This is a genomic window from Sphingomonas degradans (assembly GCF_053502645.1).
This window is the reverse complement of the sequence record NZ_CP177172.1, coordinates 443765-467884: the sequence shown is the minus strand read 5'-3', so window position 1 is coordinate 467884 and position 24120 is coordinate 443765. Positions and strand designations below refer to the sequence as shown.

Here is a 24120-nt window from a genome sequence, read left to right as displayed (position 1 = left end):
CGCTGCCACGCTTGCGCGCCACAGGATTTCAAGGAACGCCGTCTTCCTGGCTCCCGTCTCGTCCGCCTGCGGTTTCCGAATGGCACCAGCATGCGTTCGATCCGTGTAAGAGCTTGATCCTGCTACCGTTTTACCGGAGCCCGATCGCGCCTTACCCCATGATGGTCTCACCCTTGCCGAGTCGCGCAAAGCGGGATTCGCACGGCCGCCCCTGTTGATAACGTGGATAACGGGGACAGAGTCAGCCGCCCGGCGCCCATCCGGCGGGCGCGAGGGTGAATCCCGCAAAGTCGAACCCCGGCACGACGATGCAGCTGACCAGCGCCCAGCCGTGCGGCGCTTCGGTCGCCTGCCACTGCGTCGCGGGCACCAGCAGCTGCGGCGCGTCCCCCGCCAGCACGTCGCCGCCCAGCCGCGTGATCACCGGCGCCGCCCCCTCGTCCGCCGCGACATGCAGCTCCAGCGGATGCCCGGCGTGCCACAGCCACAGTTCGTCGGCATCGACGCGGTGCCAATGCGATCGCTGCCCCGCATCCAGCAGGAAATGGATCGCCGTCCCCGCCGCCCGCGCGCCCGGCCCCGCCGCCGCACGCCACGTCTCGCGATACCATCCGCCTTCGGGATGCGGCGCCAGCCCCAATGCGGCGATGATCCTGCGTGGTTCGTCCATCCTAACCCTCCGATGACTGCCCTGTAGTTTCAGGTTCATGCAACCCCCGCTAAGCCAAGGACGTTACGCTGTCAGTGCAACGAAACCGAATTTGAAAGGGAGTTATCTCCATGCGTAAGGTTATGATGGCGCTCGGCGCCATGTCGCTTCTGGCCCCTGCGGCCATCGCGTTCCCGGCGGCCAAGGCCGAAGCCAAGTCGTATGACTATAAGTACGACACCCAGCGCCGGCATCGCCGCCACGAATATCGCGAATGGCGCGGTCGCGACGGCAAGCGCTATTGCCGCAAGCCCGATGGCACCACCGGCCTGGTGGTCGGCGCGGTCGGCGGCGCCCTGGTCGGCCGCACCATCGACACGCGCGGGGACCGCACCGGCGGCACGGTGCTCGGCGCAGTCGCCGGCGCGCTGGCGGGCCGCGAGATCGAGCGGGCCGGCAGCAATAACCGTCGCTGCCGCTGACACCATCCGATGATGCACGCGGAGCATTAACCTTCCCCTGCTAGGGAAGGGGACATGCTCCGCGTTCTCGTTCTTTCGACGCTGTTTCCCGATGCGTCGCGCCCCAATTTCGGGATCTTTGTCGAGCGCCAGACGCGCGCGCTGGCGGCCCGGCCCGATGTGCAGGTCCGCGTCGTCGCCCCGCTCGGCATCCCGCCCTGGCCGCTCGGCCACTTGCCCCGCTATCGCGCCCTCGCCGCCCTGCCCCGTGCCGAACAGTGGAAGGGCCTGTCGGTCGATCGCCCGCACTTCCTAAATCTTCCCGCGACCGGCGGCCGCTTCCACGCCGCCGCGCTGGTACGTGCCCTCACGCCACGCCTCCACCGTATCCGCGCCGACTTCCCGTTCGACGTGATCGACGCCCAGTTCTTCTTTCCCGATGGCCCCGCCGCGGTCGAGCTGGGGCGCATCTTCGGCGTGCCCGTCTCGATCAAGGCGCGCGGTTCCGACATTCATGGCTGGGGCAAGGACCCGCGCATCGGCCGCCAGATCCGCGACGCCGGCTGCGCCGCCGATGGCTTGCTGTCGGTGTCCGATGCGATGCGCGACGACATGATCGCGATGGGCATGCCCGCCGATCGCATCCAGTGCATCGTCACCGGCGTCGACCTCGATCGCTTCGCGCCGCGCGACCGTGCCGAGGCAAAGGCCGCACTGGGCATCGCCGGGCCGCTCGTCGTCTCGGTCGGCGCGCTGATTACGCTAAAGGGGCATGAGATCGTGATCGACGCCGTGGCGGCACTGCCGGGCGTCACGCTGTGGATCGCGGGTGAAGGGCCGCATCGCCCCGCGCTGGAGCGCCATATCGCCGCCGCCGGGCTGGGGGAGCGGGTCCGCCTGCTCGGATCGGTGCCCCATGCCGACCTCCCCGCCATCCTCGCCGCCGCCGATGCGATGGCGCTGGCGTCGGAGCGCGAGGGGCTGGCCAATGCCTGGCTCGAGGCGCTGGCGAGCGGCACGCCGGTCGTGATCCCCGACATCGGTGGCGCGCGACAGGTGGTGCGCGGCCCGGCGGCGGGCACCATCGTCGCCCGCACGCCTCCCGCCTTCGCCACTGCGCTCGCCGCGCTGCTCGCCGATCCGCCCCCGGCCGACGCCGTCCGCGCGATGGCCGAGCCCTTCACCTGGGCGGCGAACAGCGCGCGCCTCCATGCTTCGCTCCAGCGGCTGGTCGATGCCCGCGCCGTACGGCCCGTCGCGTAGAAGCGCACGCTCGTCGCAAATCCGTCGCGCAGCCGGAACGACTCTCCCCGGCCCCGGTTGTCCCGCGCGAGCCGGGAAACAGAGGAATGACGATGGCCGACCGCTATCTGGTGCAATATGCCCAGCCGATCCGCGTGGATACCACGCGGCCCGATCCGCTCCCGCTCTTCGCGAATGCGGTCGAGGAAGACGATGAAGGCCTCGACATCCTGTTCGAATTCGACCTCGAAGCGCCGACCAACGGCCCCCACTGATTGCGCGATTGACTTTACCTGCCCGTGTCCGTGACACTGGCTGCGGATCGAGTGGAGGCAAGGCGATGGCAGGGAAGAAGAAAAAGGACGACAAGCCCGAGGTGGCCAAGCCTTCGGCGGTGCCCAAGACCATCGCCGGGGTAAAGGTGCCCAAGTCGATCCGCGCCAAACTGACCGAACTTGCCAAGCACCCGGTCGTCTCCGATCTGCTCGCCGCCGGGCTGGTCGCCATCGCCAACCGGCTGAAGCACGAGCCCGAAGTTACCGAACCCGCGCCGGCCCCCGCCGCCGAGCCGGAACCCGCCCCGGCTGCCGAGGCCGCAGCGGCAGCCCCCGCCAAGCCGGTGGCCCGGCGCACGCGCAAGCCCGCTGCGCCCGGCGCCAAGCCCGCCGCCAAGCCGCGCGCCAAGGCGACCGCCGCGCCCGCAAAGCGCACCACCACGCCCAAGGCCGACGCAACGGCGACGCCAGCCCCCGCCCCCAAGCCCCGCGCCAGCCGCCGCGCTACGCCGCGCGCACCCGCCAAGCCAAAGACGCCCAAGGCCGAATAGGCCGCTCGATCAGGCGAGTATGCCCACCCGCGCCGCCCAGTCGAGGAACAGCGCGGGCCAATGTTCGACACTCTTGCCGCGCGCCAGCCGCACGCCGAAGCCATGCCCGCCATCGGGGAACAGGTGCGTCTCGGTCGCGATACCCCTGGCCCGCAGCGCCGCGCGCAGCAGCAGCGTGTTCTCCACCGGCACCACCGCATCGTCCTCGGCATGGAGCAGGAAACAGGGCGGCGCATCGGCGGGCACGTTGCGGTCGGGCGCATGCGCCTGTTCGCGCGCCGCATCGGCGTTCGCGCCGATCAGCTTCTCGCGCGATCCGCCATGCGCCACCGGCGCGGTCATCGAAATGACGGGATAGATGGGTGCGGCGGCATCGGGGCGCGCCGACAGCGCATCGGCGGCATCGACCGGGGCATAGACCGGCACGGCGAACCGCGTCAGCAGATCGGCGCACAGATGCCCGCCGGCGGAATAGCCCATCGCGCACACCCGCGCCGGATCGATGCCATAGGCCCGGGCGCGGTGCCGGATCAGCCGCATCGCCCGCTGCGCATCGGACAGCGACGTGTCGGGCCCCGCCGCCCATCCCTCGCCCGGCAGGCGATAGAACAGCACGAACGCCGTGATGCCCTTGTCCGCGAGCAGGCGGGCCATCTCATAGCCCTCCTTGTCGACCACGATCCGCGAATAGCCGCCGCCGGGCGTAATCAGCACCGCCGCGCCATTGGGCCGCTGCGGGCGGAACACCACCATGCGCGGCCGCGCGACGCCTTGGACAGAGCGGTCGTTATAGGCGGGATCGGCGCTCCGCTCGGTCGTCACTTCGACAGGCAGCGTCGCCGGGGCGCCCGGCGCGGTGCCCGGCCACAGGTCGATCGTCTCGGTCGGATCGGGCAGCGCCAGCCCGCGCCCGGGCGCCGCAGTCGCAGGCGGGCTGGTCTGCGCCAGCACGCCGCTGCTCCATCCCGCGGCGGCAAGCCCCGCGACCAATGCCGTCCGCCGATCGATCACGCGCATATCCTCTCCCCGGGGCGGCTTTGCGCCGCTGCCCTTATTTCGCGCAGGTGGTCAGCGTCGTCGCTGCATCCGACTGCACCGTCGCGGTCCCCGGCTTGACCTGATAGAGCTGCGGCCAGCGCTTGCCCGTCAGGAACAGCCGCTTGCCGCCCGCGTCATAGGCGATGCCGTTGGCCACATCATCCACGCCGCGATTCTGCGGCCCCAGCGTGCTGATGTCGAGGAAGCTGCGCACCGCGCCGCTCGCGGGATCGATCCGCGCGATCAGGTTGGTCTGCCAGACATTGGCCCAGATCTCGCCGTCCACCCATTCCAGCTCGTTCAGGTTGCGCAGGGGGCAGCCATTGGCGGTCACGTTCAGCGTCGAGACCACGGCCTGCGTCTCGGGATCGAGGAAGCGCAGCGTCGCGGTGCCGTCGCTCAGGATCAGCGCCTTGTCGTTGTGCGTCATGCCCCAGCCTTCGCCGGCATAGGTAAAGCTGCCCAGCGGCGTCAGGTCGTCGGCATTGTAGATGAAGCCCGCCTTGTCCTTCCACGTCACCTGGAACAGCCGGTCCTTCCACGCGACGATCCCCTCGCCGAAATAGGGCGCGGGCAGTTCGTCCTGCTGGACGATCTCGCCCGTCTCGGGCTTCACCTTGCGGATGCCCGAGGTGCCGACTTCGCCGGTGCTTTCGTACAGCACGCCGTTGCGGAAAAAGAGGCCCTCGGTGAACGCCTGCGCATCGTGCGGATGCGTCGCGACGACGGACACGCCGTACACCGGAACCGCCTGTGCCGGCGCGCGAAAGAACAGGAACCAGGCCGCAAGGCCCAGCAGCAACAGCGCGACCAGCGCGAGAAGGATGCGTTTCATGGCCGGCGCACAAGAGCCGCCCCCGCCGCGCATGTCAAACCCCGCCGCGAAAAGGGGGGCTCTTCAGTTCCTGCCATGCATGACGGCGGAAACAAATCGTTCTTGCCAGCGGCACGCATTCCCTGCTTTTCCGCAGCCACCCAATTATAGTATTAATTGAAGTCCCGCGCGGCCCCATGGCCGCGACACGCTGCAGCCAAGGGCCGTCCATGACCATCCACACCGTCCCCACCACCACTCCCTCCACGCGCACGGCGCTGATCGCACGGCTGCGGGAAATCGTCGGCGGTGGCCAGGTGCTGGTCGGCGATCGCGCGACGCATCGCTATCGCACCGGCTTTCGCTTCGGCAGCGGATCGGCGATCGCGGTGGTGCGTCCGGGCTCGCTGGTGGAGCTGTGGCGCGCGTTCCGCGCCTGTGCCGATGCCGGGGTGATCCTGATCCTTCAGGCGGCAAATACCGGCCTGACCGGCGGCTCGACGCCCGATGGCGACGCCTATGACCGCGATGTCGTGATCGTCAGCACGCTGCGGCTCACCGGCATCCGGCTGATCCGCGACGGGCATCAGGTGCTGTGCCTGCCGGGCTCGACGCTGTACCAGCTGGAGGACGTGGTCGCCGCCGCCGGGCGCGAGCCGCATTCGCGGATCGGATCGTCGTGCATCGGCGCGTCGGTGCTGGGCGGGGTGTGCAACAATTCGGGCGGCGCGCTGATCCATCGCGGCCCGGCCTTTACCCAGATGGCGCTGTACGGTCGCATCGACGAGAACGGCCACGCCCAGCTGGTCAACCATCTCGGCATCGCGCTCGGCGACGATGCGGAGGCGATGCTGGCGCGGCTGGAGAACGGCGACTTTGCGGAGGCCGACATCGCCGACGACGCCGATCGCCACTGCTCCGACCCGGAATATCAGCAGCACATCCGCGACGTCGATGCCGACACCCCCGCCCGCTTCAACAACGATCCCCGCCGGCTGTACGAGGCGGCGGGCAGCGCGGGGCATGTCGTGGTATTCGCGGTCCGGCTCGACACCTTCCCCAAGCCCGAGCAGACCGCCGATTTCTATATCGGCACCAACGATCCCGCCGAGCTGAACGCGATCCGCCGCCATATCCTCAGCACCTTCGACACGCTGCCGATCCAGGGCGAATATATCCACCGCTCGGCCTTCGATCTCTCCGCGCGCTATGGGAAGGACACGTTCCTCGCGGTGCGCCATCTCGGCCCCGAATGGCTCCCCCGGCTCTACGCGATCAAGGGCAAGGTCGACGCCCTGTGCGCGCAGCTGCCCTTCGTCCCCGATACGCTGGCCGATTGGGTGATGCAGGGCGCCTCGCGGCTGTTCCCCCAGCATCTGCCGGCACGGATGCGCGATTTCCACGCGCGCTACGATCACCACCTGATCCTGCGCATGGGCGGCGCCGGCATCGAACAGGCGCGCGCGCTGCTGGCGCAGACCTTTCCCTCGGCACAGGGTGACGCCTTCGAATGCACGAAGGACGAGGGCGAGCGCGCGTTCCTCCACCGCTTCGCCGTCGGCGGCGCCTCGGTCCGCTACCGCGCGCTGCACCGCAAGCAGATCGTGGACATCGTCGCGCTCGACGTGGCGCATCGCCGCAACGACGATGACTGGGACGAACAGCTCCCGCCCGAACTGGCCGAGCAGATCGTCGGCGTCAGCTATTGCGGGCATTTCTTCTGCCGCGTCTTCCACCGCGACTATCTGGTGCGCACCGGCCATGATCCGATCGCGTTCGAACATGCGATGTGGCGGCTGCTCGACGCGGCGGGCGCCGAATATCCGGCCGAGCACAATGTGGGCCATCTCTATCCGGCAAAGCCGGCGCTGGTGGCGCATTATCGCGCGCTGGACCCGACCAACAGCCTCAACCCCGGCATCGGGCACACGTCGAAACACGCGCACTGGCGCTGAAGGGTCCCGCCGAGATCGTGGGACGGGCATGAACCTAGGTATGAAAGCCGGCGCGCCGCCGCCGCGCTAGAACGGGCACTCGCTTCCCCGATTGCAGAGGCCCGCCATGCGCATCCCGTTCGTCCTGCCCTTCGCCCTCGCCCTCGGCGTGATCGCACTGCCGGCCGCCGCCCAGACCGCCCCGGCGCCCGTCGTCTCGGTCGCCCCGCAATATGACACCACCCATGTCTATGTCGCGCCGAAGGACGTCGATGCGTTCGTCGCCGCCTTCACCGCGACCTTCGGCGGCGCATCGACCGCGCAGCACACCACCAATGTCCTGCCGACCGACAGCAGCACCACCACGCAGCTGGTCCAGACGCCGGTCGGCACGGTATCGCTGTTCGGCTTCCTCACGCCGATCCCCTGGCCGTTCGGCGCGGAGCGCACCGGCTGGCTGGTGACCGACATGGACGCGGCGATCCGCGCCGCCCGCGCGGCGGGGGCCGCCGTCGTCGTCGCGCCCTTCCCCGACCCGATCGGGCGCGACGCGGTGATCCAGTGGCCCGGCGGCGTGACGATGCAGCTCTATTGGCACACGACCAAGCCCAGCTACGCCCCGTTCGCGACGGTCCCGGAAAACCGGGTCTATGTCTCGCCCGACGCGGTCGATGCCTTTGTGCGCAGCTTCGCGCGCTTCGCCCATGCGCGCACCGTGTCGGACGATCGCGCCGCGCCCGGCGTCGAAGTCGGCGCGCCCGGCGCCACCTATCGCCGCATCCGGCTGGAATCGCCGTTCGGGCGGATGCGCATCGCCGTCACCGACGGGCATCTGCGCTGGCCCTATGGCCGCGAGCTGACCGGATACGAAGTCGCCGATCTCGACGCGACGCTCGCCAAGGCCACGGCAGCCGGCGTGGAAACGCTCGTCCCCGCCTTCACTGCCGACGGCCGCCGCAGCGCGATGGTGCGCTTCCCCGGCGGCTATATCGCGGAGATCCACGCCCCCGTGCGGTGAGCCCCTATACGCGGCCCGCGCGCGCTCAGCCGAGCGTCAGCGGCGCCGCGCCATGGGCCGCCGGGTCGGAGAAGGACGGCGCGCCGTCCTCGATATGCCCCGCCAGCCGCAGCGTATCGCCGCCCGCCTCGACCTGCATGTCGTACCAGCCATGGCTGCGCGCCAGATCGAGCGCCACGGCCTTCACGCCGCGCGCCGCCAGCGTCACCACGCGCGGTGCCGCGCCATAGGCCTGGTCGCTGAGCGCGACGCGCAGCGGCTCGCCCGAACGGTTGCGCAGCCATAGCACCGCACGGCTGCCCTGCTGCTCCAGCGCTGCGGAGAACGACGCCGCCTTACCGGTCAGGCGCCGGTGAAATCCGTTCGGCCCGATCAGGAACAGGTCATAGCTGCCATCCGCCGCGCGCGGCAGCGGCGCCGTCACGCTCGCCTTGGCGCCCACGGTATAGCGTGCAGGGTCCGCCTCCAGCGCATCGGTGCGATAGACGTGGAACACCGCCGCCCGCGCCTCGCCAGTGTTGGCCAGGCGCAGCACCGGCCCGCCTTCCGCCTCGGCAATATGCGCGTCGAGCCGATAGGGGGTCGGGCGGCGGCGGCGCAGCCCGGCCTCCTGCACCGGCGCGGCCAGCGCCTCGGGCAGCGGCGGCCTGATTTCCTTGAGCGTCGCCGCCCGCTCGGACAGCGCGCGCGTCGCCGGCAATTGCTTCAGGAAGCTGCGGTCGTCCGGCTTGGCGAAGTCGAAGCACGAGGTCAGGTCGCCGCACACCGCGCGCCGCCACGCGCTGATATTGGGCTCATGCACCCCGAACCGCGTCTCCAGGAAACGGATCACGCTGGTATGGTCGAACACTTCGGACGCGACATGCCCGCCGCTGCTCCACGGTGAGACGACATACATCGGCACCCGCGGCCCCAACCCATAGGGGCGACCCAGATAGGCGGCATCGACGGGGCGCTGCGAATGGCTGTGATACTCGTCCTGCGCCGGCACCGTGGTGGCGCCGATCAGGCGGGTCGGGTCCGCCTTGTCGCGCGCGGGCGGCGCGGGCGGGGGCACATGGTCGAACAGCCCGTCATTCTCGTCGAAATTGATGAGCAGCACCGTCTTCGCCCACACCTCGGGATTGGCGGTCAGCGCGTCGAGCACCTGCGCGGTATATTCGGCGCCCTGGAGCGGCGTCGATACGCTGGGATGCTCCGAATAGGCCGTCGGCGCGACGATCCACGAGACCTGCGGCAGCTTGTCGGCCAGCACGTCTTCCTTCAGCCCGTCCAGCGCGCGGGTGGTCATCGTCCGGCGCACCAGCTCGGCATCGGGGCCGCTCGTCGCCTTGCGCGCCTCGCGATAGCGGCGGAAGCCGACCAGCGGGTTGTCGCTGAAATTGTCCGCCATGTCCTGATAGATCTGGAAGCTGATGCCCGCCTCCAGCAGCCGCTCGGGATAGGTGGTCCAGCCATAGCCGCCATGACCGCGCGGGTCCTCGAACCCGTCATAGTCATTGTCGATCGCCGGGCCGTTGGCGCGCCCCATCGGGTCGTGCGTCGCGGTCCAGATATACAGGCGGTTGGGATTGGTGCTCAGGTGCAGCGCACAGTGATAGGCGTCACACAGCGTAAACGCCTCGGCCAGCGCATATTGGAACGGGATGTCGGCGCGCGTGAAATGCGCCATCGCATGGTTGTGCTTGTGCCGGGGCCACGCGCCCATCCGGCCATTGTCCCATGCCGCCTGGCTGTCGGCGAAGCCATGGGGCGTGCCCAGCGGGCGGATCAGCCGGAAATCGCGCTCGGTATCCAGCCGGAACGGCGCGATCAGCGCCGGGGTGGCGCCATCCTTCTCATTGGGCTGGACGAACACGGTGCGCGCCGGCGCGCCGGGCAGCGCGGGCGCGGGAATCGCGAAACGGTCACCGAAACCGCGCACGCCGTGCATCGTCCCGAAATAATGGTCGAACGCGCGGTTCTCCTGGGTGAGGATCACGACATGCTCGACATCCTGGATCGTGCCGGTCCGCCGGTTCGCGGGAATGTCGAGCGCCCGCGCGATCGACGGCAACAGCCCCGATGCAGCGCCCCCCGCCGCCATCATGGCCTTGATGAAAGCGCGGCGGTCCTGGAGCGAATGCGTCATGTCTGCGTGCCCTGTGTCGGCGGGAAAAAAGAGGAGGAGGCGGGCCGACGCCGCCTCCTCCTGCAAGAGGATCAGAACTTCAAGCCAAAGCCGACGAACACCGTCCGGCCGCTCTGCGTTTCGTTGTGCAGGCGGTGGTAGATGCTGTTGTACTGGACTTCGGTTTCGTTGGTCAGGTTGATCGCGTCGATCGTCACGCGCAGCGTGTCGGTGACGTTGAAGAACGCCGCCGCATCGACATAGACCGTGCCGTCGAAGCCATCCTCGCTGTCCGGCTTCTTGCCGTCATACGACGTGCGCAGGTACGACGAGCGATAGTTCGCCGATCCGCGAATGCCCCAGCGCTTGGTCTCGTAATACAGCGTGCCGTTGGCGTTCGTCTTGGACAGGCCCGGGATCGCGCCGTCGAAGCCGCCGACATTGGTGTTCGAATCGAGCACCGTTACGTTGGCGGAGACGCCCAGCTTGTCGAACGGCGCCGGCAGGAAGCTGAACGCGGTCTGCGCCGCCGCTTCAAATCCGGTGACCTTCGCCTTGGACAGGTTCACGGGCCGCGAGAATTCGGCGACGATCGTGGTCGGCGTAACCCCGGCCAGCGCCCCCAGCGGCAGCCCGGTCTGGCTGAACGGAATGTTGCGCAGCGTCTCGGTGCCGATCAGGTTGGTGATGTCCTTGTGGAACACTCCCAGCGAGACCATGCCGACCTGACCGAAATACCATTCGGCCGACAGGTCCAGCGCAGTGTCCTTGTACGGCTTCAGGTCCGGGTTGCCGGTGCTCGCGGTGATCTTGCCGCTATCGGCATTGGCGCTGCCCGAGCTGGCGAGCGACCCCAGCGACGGGCGGTTGAGGTTCTTGGCCGCCGCGATGCGCACCAGGAAGCTCGGGCTGATCTCCAGCGCCGCGTTCATCGCCGGCAGCACGCCCGAATAGTTCGAGTTGCTGCGATTCTCGCCGATCGGGGTGTCGCTGCTGTTGGTGATGAACCCCTTGCTGGCGATGTCGGTGAAATAGGCGCGCGCGCCCACATTGCCGCGAAAGCGCATGCCGCCCAGCGTGCCGTCCCAGTCGAGCTGGCCATAGCCCGCCTTCGTCGTCTCGGTGACGGTGAAGGTGTTCTCGATATCGGTCGCGCCGGCGGTGGTGTGCTGGGCATTATACTTGGCGAACGCCTTGGCATAATCGCCCGCGATCCAGCTCGCATCGTTGTTCTGCGAGAAGACATAGCCGTAATCGGTCACCGGCGTGCCGGTGAATTCGCGGAACTTGCCGTCGTTATACACTTCCGAACCCGACGTGCTGTACCGGCGATAGCTGCCGCCCGCCCGCAGCTTGAACACGTCGTTCAGCGCCAGGCTGGCATTGCCCGCGCCGGAATGCAGCGTGGTCTTGTTCCAGAATTCGCGGAAGTAAAATTCCTTGAACTCGTACTTCGACGGGTCGGTCGTGTCCCAGTGGTAGACGTTGCTGGCCGAGGTGCCGTCCGCCGCATAGGTGGTCGACATGCCGCCGTACGCGCGCAGGTACAGCTTGTCGTCATACGGCGTGGTGTAGGTCGATTCCTCATAGCCGATATGGCCGTCGAAGCTCAGCCGGTCGTTCGCATCCCACTTGCCGGTCAGCGCGATCTGGTTGAACTTGTTCTTGTTCAGCGAACGGCGATGCTCGCTGGCATAGGTGGCGTTGTTCACGTCGATCGCGTCGACGAAGTTGGTGCTGTCCCAGTGGATCGAATTGATCTTCGACGTGGTGTCGAAAATCACCGAGCCCGACGTGTTGTTGGGCCGCGTCGCCAGGTGGTATTCGTCCCGCTCGGTGCGGAATTCGCCGTGCAGCGCGTCGAGCGTGAACAGCAGATTGTCCGCCGGGCGGAACTGCGCCGCCAGCGTCAGGCCCAGCCGCTCCTGCTTGGCATCCCACACCGACAGGCGGTTGCCCGATGCGAACACCAGGTCGCCCGACTTGAACTTCGCCTGCTGGTCCGCGCTCAGCGCCGAGATGTCGAGGCCCTTGGTCAGATAGCCGGCGATCTGGCTCGCGCTCAGCTGCGTCGGCGAATAGGTGTTGTAGCCCTGTTCCTCGGTCTTGCGCTTGGAATAGGCGGCGGAGACCAGGATGCCGAAGGTGTCGCCCCAATTCTGGCCGATCATCGCGGCAACGCGCGGCTGCGCATCCTTGGTATAGCTGTTGGTGCCCAGCTTCGCCGAAATCGCGCCGCTGATACCCTGTTTGTAATCCAGCGGCTTGGCAGTGAACAGGCCGACCGTGCCGGCCATGCCGCCTTCGTTCTGCGCCGCCTGATAGGTCTTTTCGACTTCGACCTTGGAGAAAAGCTCCGACGCGAAGATGTTGAAATCGAACGCCCGGTCGCGCGAACGCTGGCCACGGCTGTCCATCGCCGAATCGACGTTGCCCAGCACTTCCATGCCGTTCAGCTGGACGCGCGTGTAATCCGGCCCCAGCCCGCGCAGCGTGATGCGGCGGCCTTCGCCGGCTTCGCGGTTGATCGCGACGCCCGGCAGGCGCTGGATCGATTCGGCCAGGTTCAGCTCGGGGAACTTCGCCATGTCCTCGGCGACGATCACGTCCTTGACGATGTTCGCCTCGCGCTTGGCCTCGCGCGCCTTGGCGAGCGACCGGCCATAGCCATAAACGACGATCTCGCCGCCGTCCTCTGCGGGCGCCTGCGCCTGCGCGGCGTCGCCCTGCGGCGCGGTTGCGGTCTGCGCCATGGCGGCGGTCGCCAGGATGCTCGTCCCTGCCGCCAAGAGCGACAGTATCGTCCTGCTGGTCGTTTTCATGTTCTTGCCCCTTTGTCCCTGATCGACGCAGTTCCGCGCCGAACCCGAGCGGGCCTCTAGGTGCATCGCGTGACAGCGATGTGACATTGTGTGGCTTTATGTGGTTTTCATGCCGCTTCGTGTGGGTTCAAATCCCGCTCGGGGTTTGATACGATCCGCGGATGGATAGCGCAGACACGATCGACATCCCCGCCTCGGCGCGCGTCAGCCAAAGCGAGCGGCTCAACCGGATGCTGGCCCTGCTCGACGAGCGGGCCTTCTGGTCGGTCGCCGAACTCGCCGCGCGATTCGACGTGTCGGAAGAGACCATCCGCCGCGACGTCCGCCAGCTCGAACATTCGGGCCGGGTCCAGAAAACCCATGGCGGCGTCAGCCTGCCCAGCGGCGCGATCGAGGCGCCGTACCGCGTACGGATGCGCGAACAGGCCGAGGCCAAGCAGCGAATCGGCCGCGAAGCCGCCCGGCTGGTGACGCCCGGCATGACGCTGCTGCTCGATTCGGGCACTACCAGCTTCTGGCTCGCCCGCGCGCTGGCGCCGATGCGCGACCTCAGCATCGTCACCAACAGCATCGAGATCGCGCACGAAGTGCTGGGGCGCCCCGGCCAGAACCTGTTCTTCGCCGGCGGGCGGATCAACAGCGATTACCATGCGGCATTCGGCGCCGATGCGATCGCCTATGCCCGCTGCTTCGTGCCCGATCTGACGATCCTGTCGATCGGCGCGGTCGAGGCCGAGCGCGGCTTCCTCGATTTCGACGCGGACGAGGCGATGTTCAAGCACGCCCTGCTAGAGCGCGCCCGACGCGTCGTGATGCTGGCGGATGGGACCAAGTTCGACAAGACCGGCTCGCTCCAGGTCGCGGGCTTCGGCCAGGTCAACGATCTGGTCACCGACCGCGCGCCCCCACCCCCGATCGCGCGCGCAGCAGCGGCGGCGGGCACGACGATCCGCGTGGTGAGTCGGGACTGAGCAGCGCCCCAACCGACACCAAAAACGCCTGTCGGGGCTCGCGAATCCTACGTACCTTGTGCCCTTCCAGCAGGAGGCTACACGTGACGACAATCATATTCCGCGGAGTTAGCGAAGCCCAATACGATAAAGGCGAATGGGGGACCCCGAAGGGAATAATCACAAAAGAGCGCCCATTTATGGGTGGCCATAATCCCGATGGCAGGCGAATGACGCACAGCTATTACGGCAGCGGTCAAAAACTCGACTCCAGCATGACAAACTCGATATTTCTACACCAAATAGACTCATCGAAATTTAAAAGAGGCTATGTTTCTTTTTCGACCAAATTTGGGGTGGCAAAAAATTATGCACTCGCAACGGACGATCAGGGCAACCCCAGAAACGAGGTCGGCCACGTCCTTGAGGTGGATATCGCGAAACTACCCCCAAACGTGGGATTTGTGAGTGTAGCCTCCATTTTAGCGAATCCCAAAAAGCCGGAGGACTGCGAGGTGCTCATTTACCCGATCGACGGCACGCCAATCCCCCTGAGCATCTTTGTCAGGCATCATTGGGTCTACGCCAACGACCTGAGTGCAAGGGCCCCCGTCCCGGGGTAGCGCCTCGATATAGCTGAAAAGGTGTGGAATGATTGGTCGGGGCGACAGGATTCGAACCTGCGACCCCCACACCCCCAGTGTGATGCGCTACCAGGCTGCGCTACGCCCCGACCGAGGTTGGGCCCTCTATGCTGGTCCGGCGCGAGATGCAAGCGTCTGTGACAATAGTTGCGTGTATGGACCGCGCATGATAGCGCGCCGCCCTTGTACGGGGCCGTTTCGCGCCTCCTTAATCCAGGCATTTTGAAACCATGTTCGCAACTCCCGCATATGCACAGGCCGCTGGCGCGGCAGCCCAGGGCGGAAGCACCGCAGGCGCGATCGTGTCGCTGCTGCCGCTCGTCCTGATCTTCGTCGTTTTCTACTTCCTGATGATTCGCCCGCAGCAAAAGCGGATGAAGGCCATGCAGAACGCCGTCGCCGCCGTGAAGAAGAACGACACCGTCGTCACCGCCGGCGGGCTGATCGGCAAGGTCACGCGCGTCGAGGACACTGAAGTCGAGGTCGAACTGGCCCCCAACGTCCGCGTCCGCGCGATCAAGAGCACGCTCGCCGAAGTGCGTCCGTTCGGCTCGAAGCCCGCGAACGACTGATGCTCGATTTCCCGCGCTGGAAGGTCCTGACGATCGCCATCGGCCTTGCGCTGATGGTGTCGCTGTCGATCCCGAGCTTCATTCCCAAATCGGTCCGTGAAAGCTGGCCGAGCTGGGTACCGAAGCCTGCGGTGAACCTGGGCCTCGATCTCGCCGGCGGCAGCTATCTGCTGCTCGAAGCCGATACGGCCGACGTCGCCAAGGCCAAGCTCACCCAGATGGAAGAGCAGATCCGCAGCGAAATGCGCCGCGATCCGCGCATCGAGATCGGCGACGTGTCGGTCCAGGGCGGCAAGCTGAGCTTCATGGTGCGCGACGCGACCAAGGTCGATGCGGTGCGCGAGCGTCTGCTGACGATCACCGGCACCGGCGTCGGCACCACCGGCCAGCGCCAGTGGGACATCGCCGTATTCGATACCAGCCGCTTCGTCCTGACGCCGACCGAGGCGGGGCTGAAGGAAGCGGTCGACACCGCGATGAACGACGCGCGCGAAGTCGTGGACAAGCGCATCAACGCGCTCGGCACGCTGGAGCCCACCGTCGTCCGCGAAGGCGGCAGCCGCATCGTCGTCCAGGTCCCCGGCCTGAACGATCCGACCGCGCTCAAGGCGCTGCTGGGCAAGACCGCGAAGCTCGAATTCCGGCTGGTCGATACCACTGCCGATCCCGCGCAGCTGGCTGAAGGCAATGCCCCCGCCGGCTCGATCATCCTCCCCTATGCCGAAGGCGGCGGGCGCATCGCGGTCCAGCGCCAGGTGATGATTACCGGCGACATGCTGGTCAACGCCAGCCAGAGCTTCGATCCGCAATCGGGCGCGCCGGGCGTGACGCTCCAGCTCGACGGCGCAGGGTCCAAGCGCTTCGCCAAGGTCACCCAGGAAAATTCGGGCAAGCCCTTCGCGATCATCGTCGACAACACCGTGATCTCGGCCCCCCGGATCAACGAACCGATCCTGGGCGGCAGCGCGGTCATCAACGGCGGCTTCACCGTTCAATCGGCCAACGAACTCGCCATCGCGCTGCGTTCGGGCAAGCTGCCCGTCGACCTGAAGGTCGTGCAGGAAAGCACCGTCAGCCCCGAGCTGGGCGCCGATTCGATCCGCGCGGGCGTCACGGCGTCGATCATCGCGGTGGTCGCGGTCATCGCCTTCATGATCCTCACTTATGGCCGCTTCGGCATCTATGCGACGTGCGCGGTGGTCATCAACGTGCTGGTCATCCTGGGCGTGATGGGGCTGCTCAACGCCACGCTGACGCTGCCGGGCATTGCCGGTTTCGTGCTGACGATCGGCACCGCCGTGGACGCCAACGTGCTCATCAACGAGCGTATCCGCGAAGAGCGGCGGCGCGGGCGCAGCGTGATGCAGGCGGTCGAGCTGGGCTACAAGGAAGCCAGCCGCACCATCTTCGAAGCGAACGTGACGCACGCCATCGCCGGCTTCATCATGTTGATCCTCGGCTCCGGCCCGGTGCGCGGCTTCGCCGTCGTGCTGCTGATCGGCATCGCGACGTCGGTGTTCACCGCGGTGGTCTTCACTCGCATGCTCGTCTCGATCTGGATTCGCCGTAACCGGCCGTCCGAGATCAACATTTAACGGAAGCGCGAACCCATGCGGCTCCTCAAGATCATCCCGGACAACACGAACATCGCGTTCGTGCGCGTCCGCCACATCGCCTTCGCGATCACGGCGCTGCTCACCATCGCGGCGATCGGCATCACCTTCGCGCGCGGCCTCAACATGGGCGTCGATTTCGTCGGCGGCGTCTCGATCGAGGAAAAGTTCGTCACGGCCCCGCCGCTCGACGAAGTACGCTCGACCGTGAACGCGCTGGGCGTGGGCGAAGCCTCGCTCCAGCAGCTGGGCGGCGCGAACACCGTGACCATCCGCCTGCCCCTGCCCGAATCGGAGGCGCCCGACGCCGTCGACGCGATGGTGGAGCGCGTGAAGACGACGCTGGCGGCGAAGTTCCCCGGCGCCTCGTTCAGCAACTATTCCACCGTCTCGGGCAAGGTTTCGGGCGAGCTGATCCAGAACGGCGTGCTCGCCGTGGTGCTGGCGATCATCGGCATCGCGATCTTCTCGTGGTTCCGCTACGAATGGCAGTTCGGCGTATCGACGGCGGTGGCGATCATCCACGACGTGCTGATGACGATCGGCTTCTTCGCGCTGACCCAGATGGTGTTCGATCTCAACATCGTCGCGGCGGTGCTGACGATCATCGGCTATTCGATCAACGACAAGATGGTGATCGACGATCGTATCCGCGAAAACATGCGTAAGTACCGCAAGATGGGGATGCGCGAGCTGATCGACCTGTCGGTCAACGAAACGCTGCCCCGCACGGTGATGACCTCGCTGACGATCATGCTCGCGCTCGCCGCGCTGCTGATCTGGGGCGGGCATGTGCTGCGCGGCTTCACCGCTGCGATGATGCTGGGCATCGTCGTCGGCACCTATTCGTCGGTCTATGTCTCGTCGTCGCTGCTCATCACGCTGGGCCTCAAGCCCGGCTTCCGCGACGACAAGGCGGAGAGCGACGCCGAGCGCATGGCGCCGAAGCAGCGCCCGTAACCGGCCCGCACCGCACATGAAAATGGAACGCCGCAGCGCCGATGGCCCGGTCATCTCGGGCTTTTCGGGCCGCGGCTTCCGCGTGGACGAGGGCGTGTACGAAGGCCTCCTCATCACGCCCCAGCGCGCCGATGGCTGGGCCCCGCCCCCCATCGCCGAACTGACCGAGGACGCGCTGGCCCCGCTCCTTTCGCTCGATCCCCGGCCCGAATTCCTCCTGCTCGGCACCGGCGCCACGCTGGTCCGCCCGCCGCTTTCGCTGGTCAAGGCACTGGGCGCGCGGGGCATCGGCATCGAATCGATGGACAGCCGCGCCGCCGCCCGCGCCTGGGGCGTGTTGCGCGCCGAACTCCGCTGGATCGCCGCCGCGCTCTACCCGCTGGACTGAGGGCCCCAGTTCACTCGCCGTCCCCAAAAACAGCGTTACCCATTTCTTAGGATGCCGCTGGCATCACTCGTCCCGGCGCAAGGGGAGCGCGACAACAAGGGGCCGGGACCGGGGAATGCACAAGCTACCATTGATCGCGGCGCGGCCGCCCCGGCTCAGCGGCATGGCCGACGCGCTGCTCGAAATCGAGCAATCGGGCATCTACACCAATGGCGGCCCGGTCGTGCGCCGGTTCGAGGCGGCGGTGACCGAGCAGCTGTTCGGCGGCGTGGGCGATTGCCTTGCGGTGCCCAGCGCCACGCTGGGGCTGATGGTCGCGATCCGCCACGCGCGCCAGGGCCGCACCGGCACCTTCGCGCTGATGCCCAGCTTCACTTTCGCCGCCACTGCCCATGCGGCCATCTGGGCCGGCCTCACCCCGCTGTTGATCGACAGCGACGCCGACGACTGGTCCGCCTGTCCGGGCGCGGAAGAATCCGTGCTCGCCCATTATGGCAGCCAGGTCGCGGTGATCGTGCCCTATGACACGTTCGGCACGGGCATCGACCTCGATCGCTATGCGTGGCTGTCGCGCAGGCACGGGGTCGGCGTGGTGGTCGATGCAGCCGCCTCGCTCGGCAACCACGCCGCCGATGGTCGGGGCTTCGGCACCGGCGCGCCCTTCCCCATCGTCTTCTCGATGCACGCGACCAAGCCCTTTGCCACCGCAGAGGGCGGGCTGATCTACAGCGCCGATGCCGAACAGATCGCGGCGATGCGGCGGATGAGCAATTATGGCTTCGGCCCCGATCGCTCGGCGCAGGGGCCGGGCATCAACGCCAAGCTGCCCGAGATACTGGGCGCGATGGCGCTTGCCCGCCTGTCGGAGATCGACGCCGTCGCCGCGCACCGCGCCACGCTGGTCGCGCGCTATCGCGAGCACCTGCGCGGACAGTTCGTGTTCCAGGCAGGGCATGCCCGCCGCCCGATCGCGCAGTTCATGCCGATGCTGCTCCCCCCCGATCTCGCAGCCCACCGCGCGACGATCCTTGCGGACCTTGCGGAGCAGGACATTGGCGGCGGCCATTATTTCAGCCCGCATCTGGCCCAGCAGGCCTATTTCCAGGAAAGCTGCATCGCCGCCGCGACGCCGGTCGCCGATGCGATCGGCGCGCGGATGCTGTCGCTGCCCGTCACCGATGCGATGACGGTCGAGGACGTCGATACCATCTGCACCGCGCTGCTCGATGCCTGTGCCCGCGCCCGCCACGCCCGGATCGCCGCCGCGCCACGCGCGGACGATCCGGTCGCCTCGACGCTGCTCGTCGGCGGCGGCCCCGCCGGCGTGGCGATGCTGATCGCCGCCAGCAAGCAGGACCGCCTCGCCAGCCTCGCCGCATCGGGGCTGGTCGTGGTCGAGCGCAACGTCCGCCTCGGCTGCGGCGAGCTGGGCGACTATGCCATCACGTCGGACAGCACGGCGGAGACGTTCCTCAGCGCGGTCAAGGACAACCCCCATCCCGAAATCGCCGCGCTGGTCGACCATCCCGGCGCGCAGGAGATCGCGCGCCATATCGGCCGGCTAGGCGTGCCGCTGGCGCGCACCGCACCGTTTCTGGAAGCGATGGGCGCCGCCGTGCGCACCGTCGTCGCCGAGCATGGCGGCACGCTTCTCACCGGGCACGACGCGCTCGAATCGCGCCGCACCGCCGACGGCCTGTGGCAGACCCGCGTGCGCGACCGCGCCAGCGGATGCGAGCGCACGGTCCTGTCGCACCATATCGTCGTCGCGACCGGCGGCTATCAGGCGGCGGAGGACGTTGCGGGCACCCTGGTCGCGGGCCAGCCGCTCGGCACCCGGCTGGGCGACCGCCTGCTCCCCTCCGACGCCTTTCTCCGGCTCGGCGGCGTGGCGGCGTTGCGCGAACGGCTGGCGGGAGTCGCCGCGCCGCGCATTGCGATCGTCGGCGCCTCCACCAGCGCGCTGGCCTCTGCCGCGCTGCTGCTCAAATCCGAAATCCCGCTGGGCGCGGGCGCGCTGACGCTGCTCCACCGCGAGCCGCTGCGCCCCTTCTACCCGTCCGCCGAGGCCGCCCATGCCGATGGCTTCACCGATTTCGGCCCCGACGACATCTGCCCCCTGAGCGGCTTCGTCTATCGCCTTGCCGGTTTCCGGCTGGAAGCGCGCGAGCTGGTGCTGCGGATGCTCGGCATCGGCGGGCGCGTGCCCGATCCGCGCTTCCGCCTGCACCGGCTGGGCCCGGACGACGCGGAGGCCGGCGCGTTACTCGACAGCGCGGACATCGTCATCGGCGCCACCGGCTATCGCCCGCACGCGCTGCCGCTGTTCGACGCAGGGGGCCATCGCATCGCGCTGTCCGCCGACGGCCCCGGCCGCCCGCGCATGGTCGACCAGCAATGCCGCGTGATCGACGCGCACGGCACCCCCGTCCCCGGCGCCTATGGCATCGGCCTTGCCGCCGGTTTCGTCCCCGAAGGGCGGCTGGGCGGCGAACCCAGCTTCCGGGGCAAGGCCAACGGGCTGTGGCTGTGGCAGAACGATGTCGGCCAGCTGATCGTCGATCAGCTGCTGGGCGACTCGGCGGTGCAGCGTGCGCGCAAGGCGGCATGAGCACACCCACGGTCAGCATCATCCTGCCCGCCTATAACGGCGCGGCGCTGATCGGCGCGACGATCGACTCGGTGCTGGCGCAGAGCTTCGCCGATTTCGAGCTGGTCGTGGTCGACGATTGCTCGACCGACGATACGTGGGACGTGATCGCGCGTTATGCCGATCCGCGCATCCGCGCCTTTCGCGCGAGCGCCAATGGCGGCCCGGTGCTGGCCCGCAACCGTGCCTTTGCCGAGGCGCGCGGCACCTATATCGCCGGGCTCGACCAGGACGATCTGTGCGCCCCCGATCGCCTCGCGCGCCAGGTCGCGTTCCTCGATGCGCACCCGCAGGTCGCGCTGGTCGCCAGCGATTGCAACCTGTTGAGCGAAGGCAAGATCCGCCCCTGGCCCGGCCCGGGCACGCTCACCCCGCCGGTGATCGACTGGCTGCTGATGCTCCAGAACCCGCTGGTCTGGTCGTCGGTGCTGTTCCGCGCCGATGCCGCGCGGCGCCTGATTCCGTTCGAGCGGCCGCAGGTGCGCTATGCCGAGGATTTCGACCTCTATCACCGCATCCGCGCGCATGGCGAAATCGCGCGGATCGACACGCCGCTGCTCATCTATCGCTGCCACCCCGGCGGCGCGTCGAAGCGGTTCCGCGACGCGATGGCGACCAGCGCGGCGCAGGTGCTCGCCGAACGCTATGTCCCCGTGTTCGCGGGCGACGCCGAAGCCCACGCCGCACTGGTCGTCCGCCACCTGATGGCGCGCGATCCGGTGCCCGATCTGCCGACGCTGGCGCGCGTGCTCGGCACGCTCGATGCGCTCCACCGCCATTTCGGGGACAGCCGCGCGCTCGACGCCGACACGCGCGCGCGGATCGAGCGCGAATATGTCCGCCTGTGGTGGATCGTCGCCCGCCCGGCCCTGCGCCACCGCATCGCCCGCCTGCGCGACCTCCTGCCGCTCCGCCCGCCCCCGGTGCCGCTACGCGCGCCCGACTGGCTGGTGTCGCCGCTGATCGGCCGGGCACGAGCGCTGGCCCGCGGCTGAAGGCGCGCGCGGGCCGCGTCCTTCGAGCCCTCAGGCAGCTGGGATGCTGTCGTCAAGCTCCCGAAGCCGCGCTTCGATTTCCGCTGTCAGGCGATATATCCCGGTCAGTTCCGGCATAAGGTGCCGGGTTTCGTCCTTGCCCTGAAACGTGCCGAAGTGCCGCGTCGTGGAGGAATTGAACCACATCCGCGCGATCGTCTTCCTGTTGTTGTCGTCCAACAGGATCGCGCAATAAGATTTCCCGTCGCGGATAACGACTCGCTTGGGATCGACCAGCCGCGAACAAATCGCCTGTACGATACGAAAGCCGCTGATCTCATCCTCGGTAGTGACGATACCGTCCGCCTCGCCAGCAGCCTCGACCTCCTCCACTGCTTCGACCGCAGGCGCCGTCGCGTTCAGCGCGGATGACAGCCGATCATTCACTCTGTCGCGGATTATGGACGCGATGGTCCCCGGAATCAGGCGCGACACGCTCTCCTTCGCGGCAGGGGTCAGTCGCCCTTCCACCACGCGTGCCGCAAACAGTTTCACGAAATCTTCCGACGGTTCAGCGAATTCCTGCTCCACCGCCTTTCGCAAAAGCGACTGGAGCTTGAGATTGCCGGCCTCCTGTATGATCTTCTCGATGTCGAAATCCGCTTTGACGAACTTCTCCAGCGTACGAACGTCCGTGGTCTTAATCGCATCCATGCTGAAGGTGAAAAAGGGGCGGTCATCCATCTTGTTCGGTTTCTCGACGTCCGAGAAAAACTGATAATTCACGCCATTGGTCAGCACGGCGAGGCGCGCATCGGTGACGCTGAAATATCGAAACAGCTGGCCCGCATGGTTCACGTTCAGCTCCGACGAGGACGGCTTGCACTCGATCAGGATGTTGACCGATCCCTCTGCGCAAATCGCATAATCGACTTTCTCGCCCTTCTTGGTCCCGACATCTGCGGTAAATTCCGGAACCACCTCTTTGGGGTTGAACACGTCATAACCAAGCGCCTGGATAAAGGGCATCACAAGCGCCGTCTTGGCCGCTTCCTCGGTCAGCAATGCTTCGCGGTGTTCAATCGTTCGTTTTTGCAGTTCCGCCAAGCGCGTTGCGAAGTCCATCTTTGCCCCCCAATATCCGACTGCCCAGATTGACCGTCGCAATACAGATGATCAAGATGCTTAATCGACACCTAATCCGACAACAGTTGCGTCCGACTGGGACGATTACAGCCCCGCCCAGTCGATCGCCGCATGCCGGTCCAGGAAGCGCGAATGGTCGGCCAGCGGGTATTTCAGTCCGGTCGCGCAGTTGAACAGCACCGCGCGTTCCTCCGCGTCGACCAGCCCGGTGGCCAGCGCGTCGCGATACGCCGCCAGCGTGGCGCCGCCTTCGGGGCACAGCAGCATGCCGTCGCGCTTCGCGGTGTCGTCCACTGCCTGGACCAGCGCGGCGTCGCTTACTGCCATCGCGCGCCCCCCGCTCGCGCGTACCGCGTCGAGGATCAGGAAATCGCCGACTGCCTGCGGCACGCGGATGCCCGCCGCGACGGTGTGTGCGTCTTCCCAGCGCGTGGCGTGCCGCTCGCCCGCCTCGAACGCGCGGACGATCGGGGCACAGCCTTCCGCCTGCACCGCGTACATGCGCGGGCGCTTGGGCCCGATCCAGCCCAGCGCCTCCATCTCGTCGAACGCCTTCCACATCCCGATCAGCCCGGTGCCGCCGCCGGTGGGGTAAAAGATCGCGTCGGGCAGTTCCCAGCCGAGCTGCTCGGCCAGTTCCAGCCCCATCGTCTTCTTGCCTTCGATCCGATACGGTTCCTTGAGCGTGGACAGATCGAACCAGCAGCGTTCGGCCTTGCCCGCCCCGACGATCTTGCCGCAATCGTCGATCAGCCCGTTGACGCGGTACACCCGCGCGCCCTGCGCGGCGATTTCGCGGACGTTGATCTCAGGCGTGTCGTCGGGGCAGAAGATCACAGCCTCGATCCCCGCCCGCGCCGCATAGGCCGCCGCCGCCGCGCCGGCATTGCCGTTGGTCGGCATCGCGATCGTGGTGACGCCCAGTTCCTTCGCCATCGCGATCGCCATCACCAGTCCGCGCGCCTTGAACGATCCGGTGGGCAGCCGGCCCTCGTCCTTGACCCAGACATTGCCGGGCTCGTTCTCCAGCGGCACGATCGGCGTCGCGGTCTCGCCCAGGCTAACGATATGCGCGGTCTCCCGCACCGGCAGCAGCTCGCGATATTTCCACAGGTCCGCCGGGCGCGCCGCCAGCATCGCGGGCGTCAGCGCCCCCGCCACTCCCGCCAGGTCATAGCGCACCAGCAACGGCCGCCCGGCCCGCGACAGCCCATGCAACTGATCCGCTGCGTACCGCTCGCCGGTCAGCGAACATTCCAGGTGGCTTACGAACGTAGGCCGGTCGGTCGTCAGGTTCTCGTCGTGCATG

The 24120-nt window shown here is 67.5% G+C and carries 21 protein-coding genes and 1 tRNA gene; 14 read left to right on the top strand and 8 right to left on the bottom strand.

The features are described 5' to 3' along the window. Positions 1 to 241: 241 nt before the first annotated feature. Positions 242 to 670 (bottom strand): cupin domain-containing protein, encoded by a 429-nt coding sequence (locus tag ACG3SL_RS02175; protein WP_448663500.1) that lies wholly within the window; start codon positions 668 to 670, stop codon positions 242 to 244. 110 nt (positions 671 to 780) lie between these two features. On the opposite strand from ACG3SL_RS02175, the gene ACG3SL_RS02170 reads away from it, so the two are divergent. The 4 genes from ACG3SL_RS02170 to ACG3SL_RS02155 all read left to right on the top strand — a co-directional run bounded on the left by ACG3SL_RS02170 (position 781) and on the right by ACG3SL_RS02155 (position 3178). After that, the gene (locus ACG3SL_RS02170) at positions 781 to 1131 is read left to right on the top strand and encodes a glycine zipper 2TM domain-containing protein (protein ID WP_448663499.1); all 351 of its coding nucleotides are present in this window, start codon (positions 781 to 783) and stop codon (positions 1129 to 1131) included. A 54-nt stretch (positions 1132 to 1185) separates the two neighbouring features. Further along, positions 1186 to 2373, top strand: coding sequence for a glycosyltransferase (locus tag ACG3SL_RS02165; RefSeq protein WP_448663498.1), 1188 nt, complete (start codon positions 1186 to 1188; stop codon positions 2371 to 2373). Positions 2374 to 2459: 86 nt separating this feature from the next. Continuing rightward, entirely contained in the window at positions 2460 to 2627 is a 168-nt protein-coding gene (locus tag ACG3SL_RS02160; RefSeq protein ID WP_448663497.1) for a hypothetical protein, read from the top strand. 65 nt (positions 2628 to 2692) lie between these two features. Then, positions 2693 to 3178 carry a hypothetical protein gene (locus ACG3SL_RS02155; protein ID WP_448663496.1) on the top strand — a complete coding sequence of 162 codons (486 nt, stop codon included), beginning with the start codon at positions 2693 to 2695 and terminating at the stop codon, positions 3176 to 3178. Positions 3179 to 3187: 9 nt separating this feature from the next. Here ACG3SL_RS02155 and ACG3SL_RS02150 read toward each other — a convergent pair whose 3' ends face one another. Further along, a complete protein-coding gene (locus ACG3SL_RS02150; protein ID WP_448663495.1) occupies positions 3188 to 4195 on the bottom strand; it encodes an alpha/beta hydrolase in 1008 nt (335 codons plus the stop codon). A 34-nt stretch (positions 4196 to 4229) separates the two neighbouring features. Further along, complete coding sequence (locus ACG3SL_RS02145) at positions 4230 to 5051, bottom strand: glutaminyl-peptide cyclotransferase (RefSeq protein WP_448663494.1); 822 nt, start codon at positions 5049 to 5051, stop codon at positions 4230 to 4232. A gap of 209 nt (positions 5052 to 5260) precedes the next feature. Between ACG3SL_RS02145 and dld the strand changes: the two genes are divergently transcribed. Together dld and ACG3SL_RS02135 are read left to right on the top strand one after the other, a co-directional pair. Further along, complete coding sequence (dld, locus tag ACG3SL_RS02140) at positions 5261 to 6985, top strand: D-lactate dehydrogenase (protein ID WP_448663493.1); 1725 nt, start codon at positions 5261 to 5263, stop codon at positions 6983 to 6985. Positions 6986 to 7091: 106 nt separating this feature from the next. Then, positions 7092 to 7982: a VOC family protein gene (locus tag ACG3SL_RS02135; RefSeq protein ID WP_448663492.1), complete on the top strand. Its 891-nt coding sequence runs from the start codon at positions 7092 to 7094 to the stop codon at positions 7980 to 7982. A 25-nt stretch (positions 7983 to 8007) separates the two neighbouring features. Here the strand turns inward: ACG3SL_RS02135 and ACG3SL_RS02130 are convergent, their stop codons facing one another. Then, positions 8008 to 10113, bottom strand: a complete 2106-nt coding sequence (locus ACG3SL_RS02130; protein WP_448663491.1) for a phosphocholine-specific phospholipase C — start codon at positions 10111 to 10113, stop codon at positions 8008 to 8010. A gap of 71 nt (positions 10114 to 10184) precedes the next feature. Next, positions 10185 to 12914: a TonB-dependent receptor gene (locus ACG3SL_RS02125; RefSeq protein WP_448663490.1), complete on the bottom strand. Its 2730-nt coding sequence runs from the start codon at positions 12912 to 12914 to the stop codon at positions 10185 to 10187. A 161-nt stretch (positions 12915 to 13075) separates the two neighbouring features. Between ACG3SL_RS02125 and ACG3SL_RS02120 the strand changes: the two genes are divergently transcribed. Continuing rightward, a complete protein-coding gene (locus tag ACG3SL_RS02120; RefSeq protein WP_448663489.1) occupies positions 13076 to 13885 on the top strand; it encodes a DeoR/GlpR family DNA-binding transcription regulator in 810 nt (269 codons plus the stop codon). An 83-nt stretch (positions 13886 to 13968) separates the two neighbouring features. Next, complete coding sequence (locus ACG3SL_RS02115) at positions 13969 to 14487, top strand: hypothetical protein (protein ID WP_448663488.1); 519 nt, start codon at positions 13969 to 13971, stop codon at positions 14485 to 14487. Between the two features lie 33 nt (positions 14488 to 14520). Here ACG3SL_RS02115 and ACG3SL_RS02110 read toward each other — a convergent pair. Beyond that, positions 14521 to 14597 (bottom strand) — tRNA-Pro (locus ACG3SL_RS02110). A gap of 141 nt (positions 14598 to 14738) precedes the next feature. Here ACG3SL_RS02110 and yajC point away from each other — a divergent pair. The 6 genes from yajC (at position 14739) to ACG3SL_RS02080 (ending at position 21686) form a co-directional block, all read left to right on the top strand. Then, positions 14739 to 15080, top strand: a complete 342-nt coding sequence (yajC, locus tag ACG3SL_RS02105; protein ID WP_448663487.1) for a preprotein translocase subunit YajC — start codon at positions 14739 to 14741, stop codon at positions 15078 to 15080. Continuing rightward, a complete protein-coding gene (gene secD / locus ACG3SL_RS02100) occupies positions 15080 to 16675 on the top strand; it encodes a protein translocase subunit SecD (protein ID WP_448663486.1) in 1596 nt (531 codons plus the stop codon). The genes yajC and secD overlap by 1 nt, the downstream gene beginning before the upstream one ends. A gap of 15 nt (positions 16676 to 16690) precedes the next feature. After that, complete coding sequence (secF, locus tag ACG3SL_RS02095; RefSeq protein ID WP_448663485.1) at positions 16691 to 17653, top strand: protein translocase subunit SecF; 963 nt, start codon at positions 16691 to 16693, stop codon at positions 17651 to 17653. Positions 17654 to 17669: 16 nt separating this feature from the next. Further along, positions 17670 to 18041 (top strand): Mth938-like domain-containing protein, encoded by a 372-nt coding sequence (locus tag ACG3SL_RS02090; protein ID WP_448663484.1) that lies wholly within the window; start codon positions 17670 to 17672, stop codon positions 18039 to 18041. 115 nt (positions 18042 to 18156) lie between these two features. Beyond that, on the top strand, positions 18157 to 20652 hold the full coding sequence (locus tag ACG3SL_RS02085) for a DegT/DnrJ/EryC1/StrS family aminotransferase (RefSeq protein WP_448663483.1): 2496 nt from the start codon (positions 18157 to 18159) through the stop codon (positions 20650 to 20652). Beyond that, the gene (locus tag ACG3SL_RS02080; RefSeq protein ID WP_448663482.1) at positions 20649 to 21686 is read left to right on the top strand and encodes a glycosyltransferase family 2 protein; all 1038 of its coding nucleotides are present in this window, start codon (positions 20649 to 20651) and stop codon (positions 21684 to 21686) included. Before ACG3SL_RS02085 ends, ACG3SL_RS02080 begins: the two co-directional genes overlap by 4 nt. A gap of 30 nt (positions 21687 to 21716) precedes the next feature. Here the strand turns inward: ACG3SL_RS02080 and ACG3SL_RS02075 are convergent, their stop codons facing one another. Both ACG3SL_RS02075 and ACG3SL_RS02070 read right to left on the bottom strand, forming a co-directional pair. Continuing rightward, the gene (locus ACG3SL_RS02075) at positions 21717 to 22790 is read right to left on the bottom strand and encodes a type I restriction endonuclease (RefSeq protein ID WP_448663481.1); all 1074 of its coding nucleotides are present in this window, start codon (positions 22788 to 22790) and stop codon (positions 21717 to 21719) included. Positions 22791 to 22895: 105 nt separating this feature from the next. Next, positions 22896 to 24119, bottom strand: coding sequence for a threonine synthase (locus ACG3SL_RS02070; protein ID WP_448663480.1), 1224 nt, complete (start codon positions 24117 to 24119; stop codon positions 22896 to 22898). Position 24120 lies beyond the last annotated feature (1 nt).

Bases quoted from the DNA above. Each gene is read 5' to 3' on its own strand.
- ACG3SL_RS02175 (WP_448663500.1), bottom strand. From the start codon at position 670: ATGGACGAACCACGCAGGATCATCGCCGCATTGGGGCTGGCGCCGCAT.
- ACG3SL_RS02170 (WP_448663499.1), top strand. From the start codon at position 781: ATGCGTAAGGTTATGATGGCGCTCGGCGCCATGTCGCTTCTGGCCCCT.
- ACG3SL_RS02165 (WP_448663498.1), top strand. From the start codon at position 1,186: ATGCTCCGCGTTCTCGTTCTTTCGACGCTGTTTCCCGATGCGTCGCGC.
- ACG3SL_RS02160 (WP_448663497.1), top strand. From the start codon at position 2,460: ATGACGATGGCCGACCGCTATCTGGTGCAATATGCCCAGCCGATCCGC.
- ACG3SL_RS02155 (WP_448663496.1), top strand. From the start codon at position 2,693: ATGGCAGGGAAGAAGAAAAAGGACGACAAGCCCGAGGTGGCCAAGCCT.
- ACG3SL_RS02150 (WP_448663495.1), bottom strand. From the start codon at position 4,195: ATGCGCGTGATCGATCGGCGGACGGCATTGGTCGCGGGGCTTGCCGCC.
- ACG3SL_RS02145 (WP_448663494.1), bottom strand. From the start codon at position 5,051: ATGAAACGCATCCTTCTCGCGCTGGTCGCGCTGTTGCTGCTGGGCCTT.
- dld (WP_448663493.1), top strand. From the start codon at position 5,261: ATGACCATCCACACCGTCCCCACCACCACTCCCTCCACGCGCACGGCG.
- ACG3SL_RS02135 (WP_448663492.1), top strand. From the start codon at position 7,092: ATGCGCATCCCGTTCGTCCTGCCCTTCGCCCTCGCCCTCGGCGTGATC.
- ACG3SL_RS02130 (WP_448663491.1), bottom strand. From the start codon at position 10,113: ATGACGCATTCGCTCCAGGACCGCCGCGCTTTCATCAAGGCCATGATG.
- ACG3SL_RS02125 (WP_448663490.1), bottom strand. From the start codon at position 12,914: ATGAAAACGACCAGCAGGACGATACTGTCGCTCTTGGCGGCAGGGACG.
- ACG3SL_RS02120 (WP_448663489.1), top strand. From the start codon at position 13,076: ATGGATAGCGCAGACACGATCGACATCCCCGCCTCGGCGCGCGTCAGC.
- yajC (WP_448663487.1), top strand. From the start codon at position 14,739: ATGTTCGCAACTCCCGCATATGCACAGGCCGCTGGCGCGGCAGCCCAG.
- secD (WP_448663486.1), top strand. From the start codon at position 15,080: ATGCTCGATTTCCCGCGCTGGAAGGTCCTGACGATCGCCATCGGCCTT.
- secF (WP_448663485.1), top strand. From the start codon at position 16,691: ATGCGGCTCCTCAAGATCATCCCGGACAACACGAACATCGCGTTCGTG.
- ACG3SL_RS02090 (WP_448663484.1), top strand. From the start codon at position 17,670: ATGAAAATGGAACGCCGCAGCGCCGATGGCCCGGTCATCTCGGGCTTT.
- ACG3SL_RS02085 (WP_448663483.1), top strand. From the start codon at position 18,157: ATGCACAAGCTACCATTGATCGCGGCGCGGCCGCCCCGGCTCAGCGGC.
- ACG3SL_RS02080 (WP_448663482.1), top strand. From the start codon at position 20,649: ATGAGCACACCCACGGTCAGCATCATCCTGCCCGCCTATAACGGCGCG.
- ACG3SL_RS02075 (WP_448663481.1), bottom strand. From the start codon at position 22,790: ATGGACTTCGCAACGCGCTTGGCGGAACTGCAAAAACGAACGATTGAA.
- ACG3SL_RS02070 (WP_448663480.1), bottom strand. From the start codon at position 24,119: ATGCACGACGAGAACCTGACGACCGACCGGCCTACGTTCGTAAGCCAC.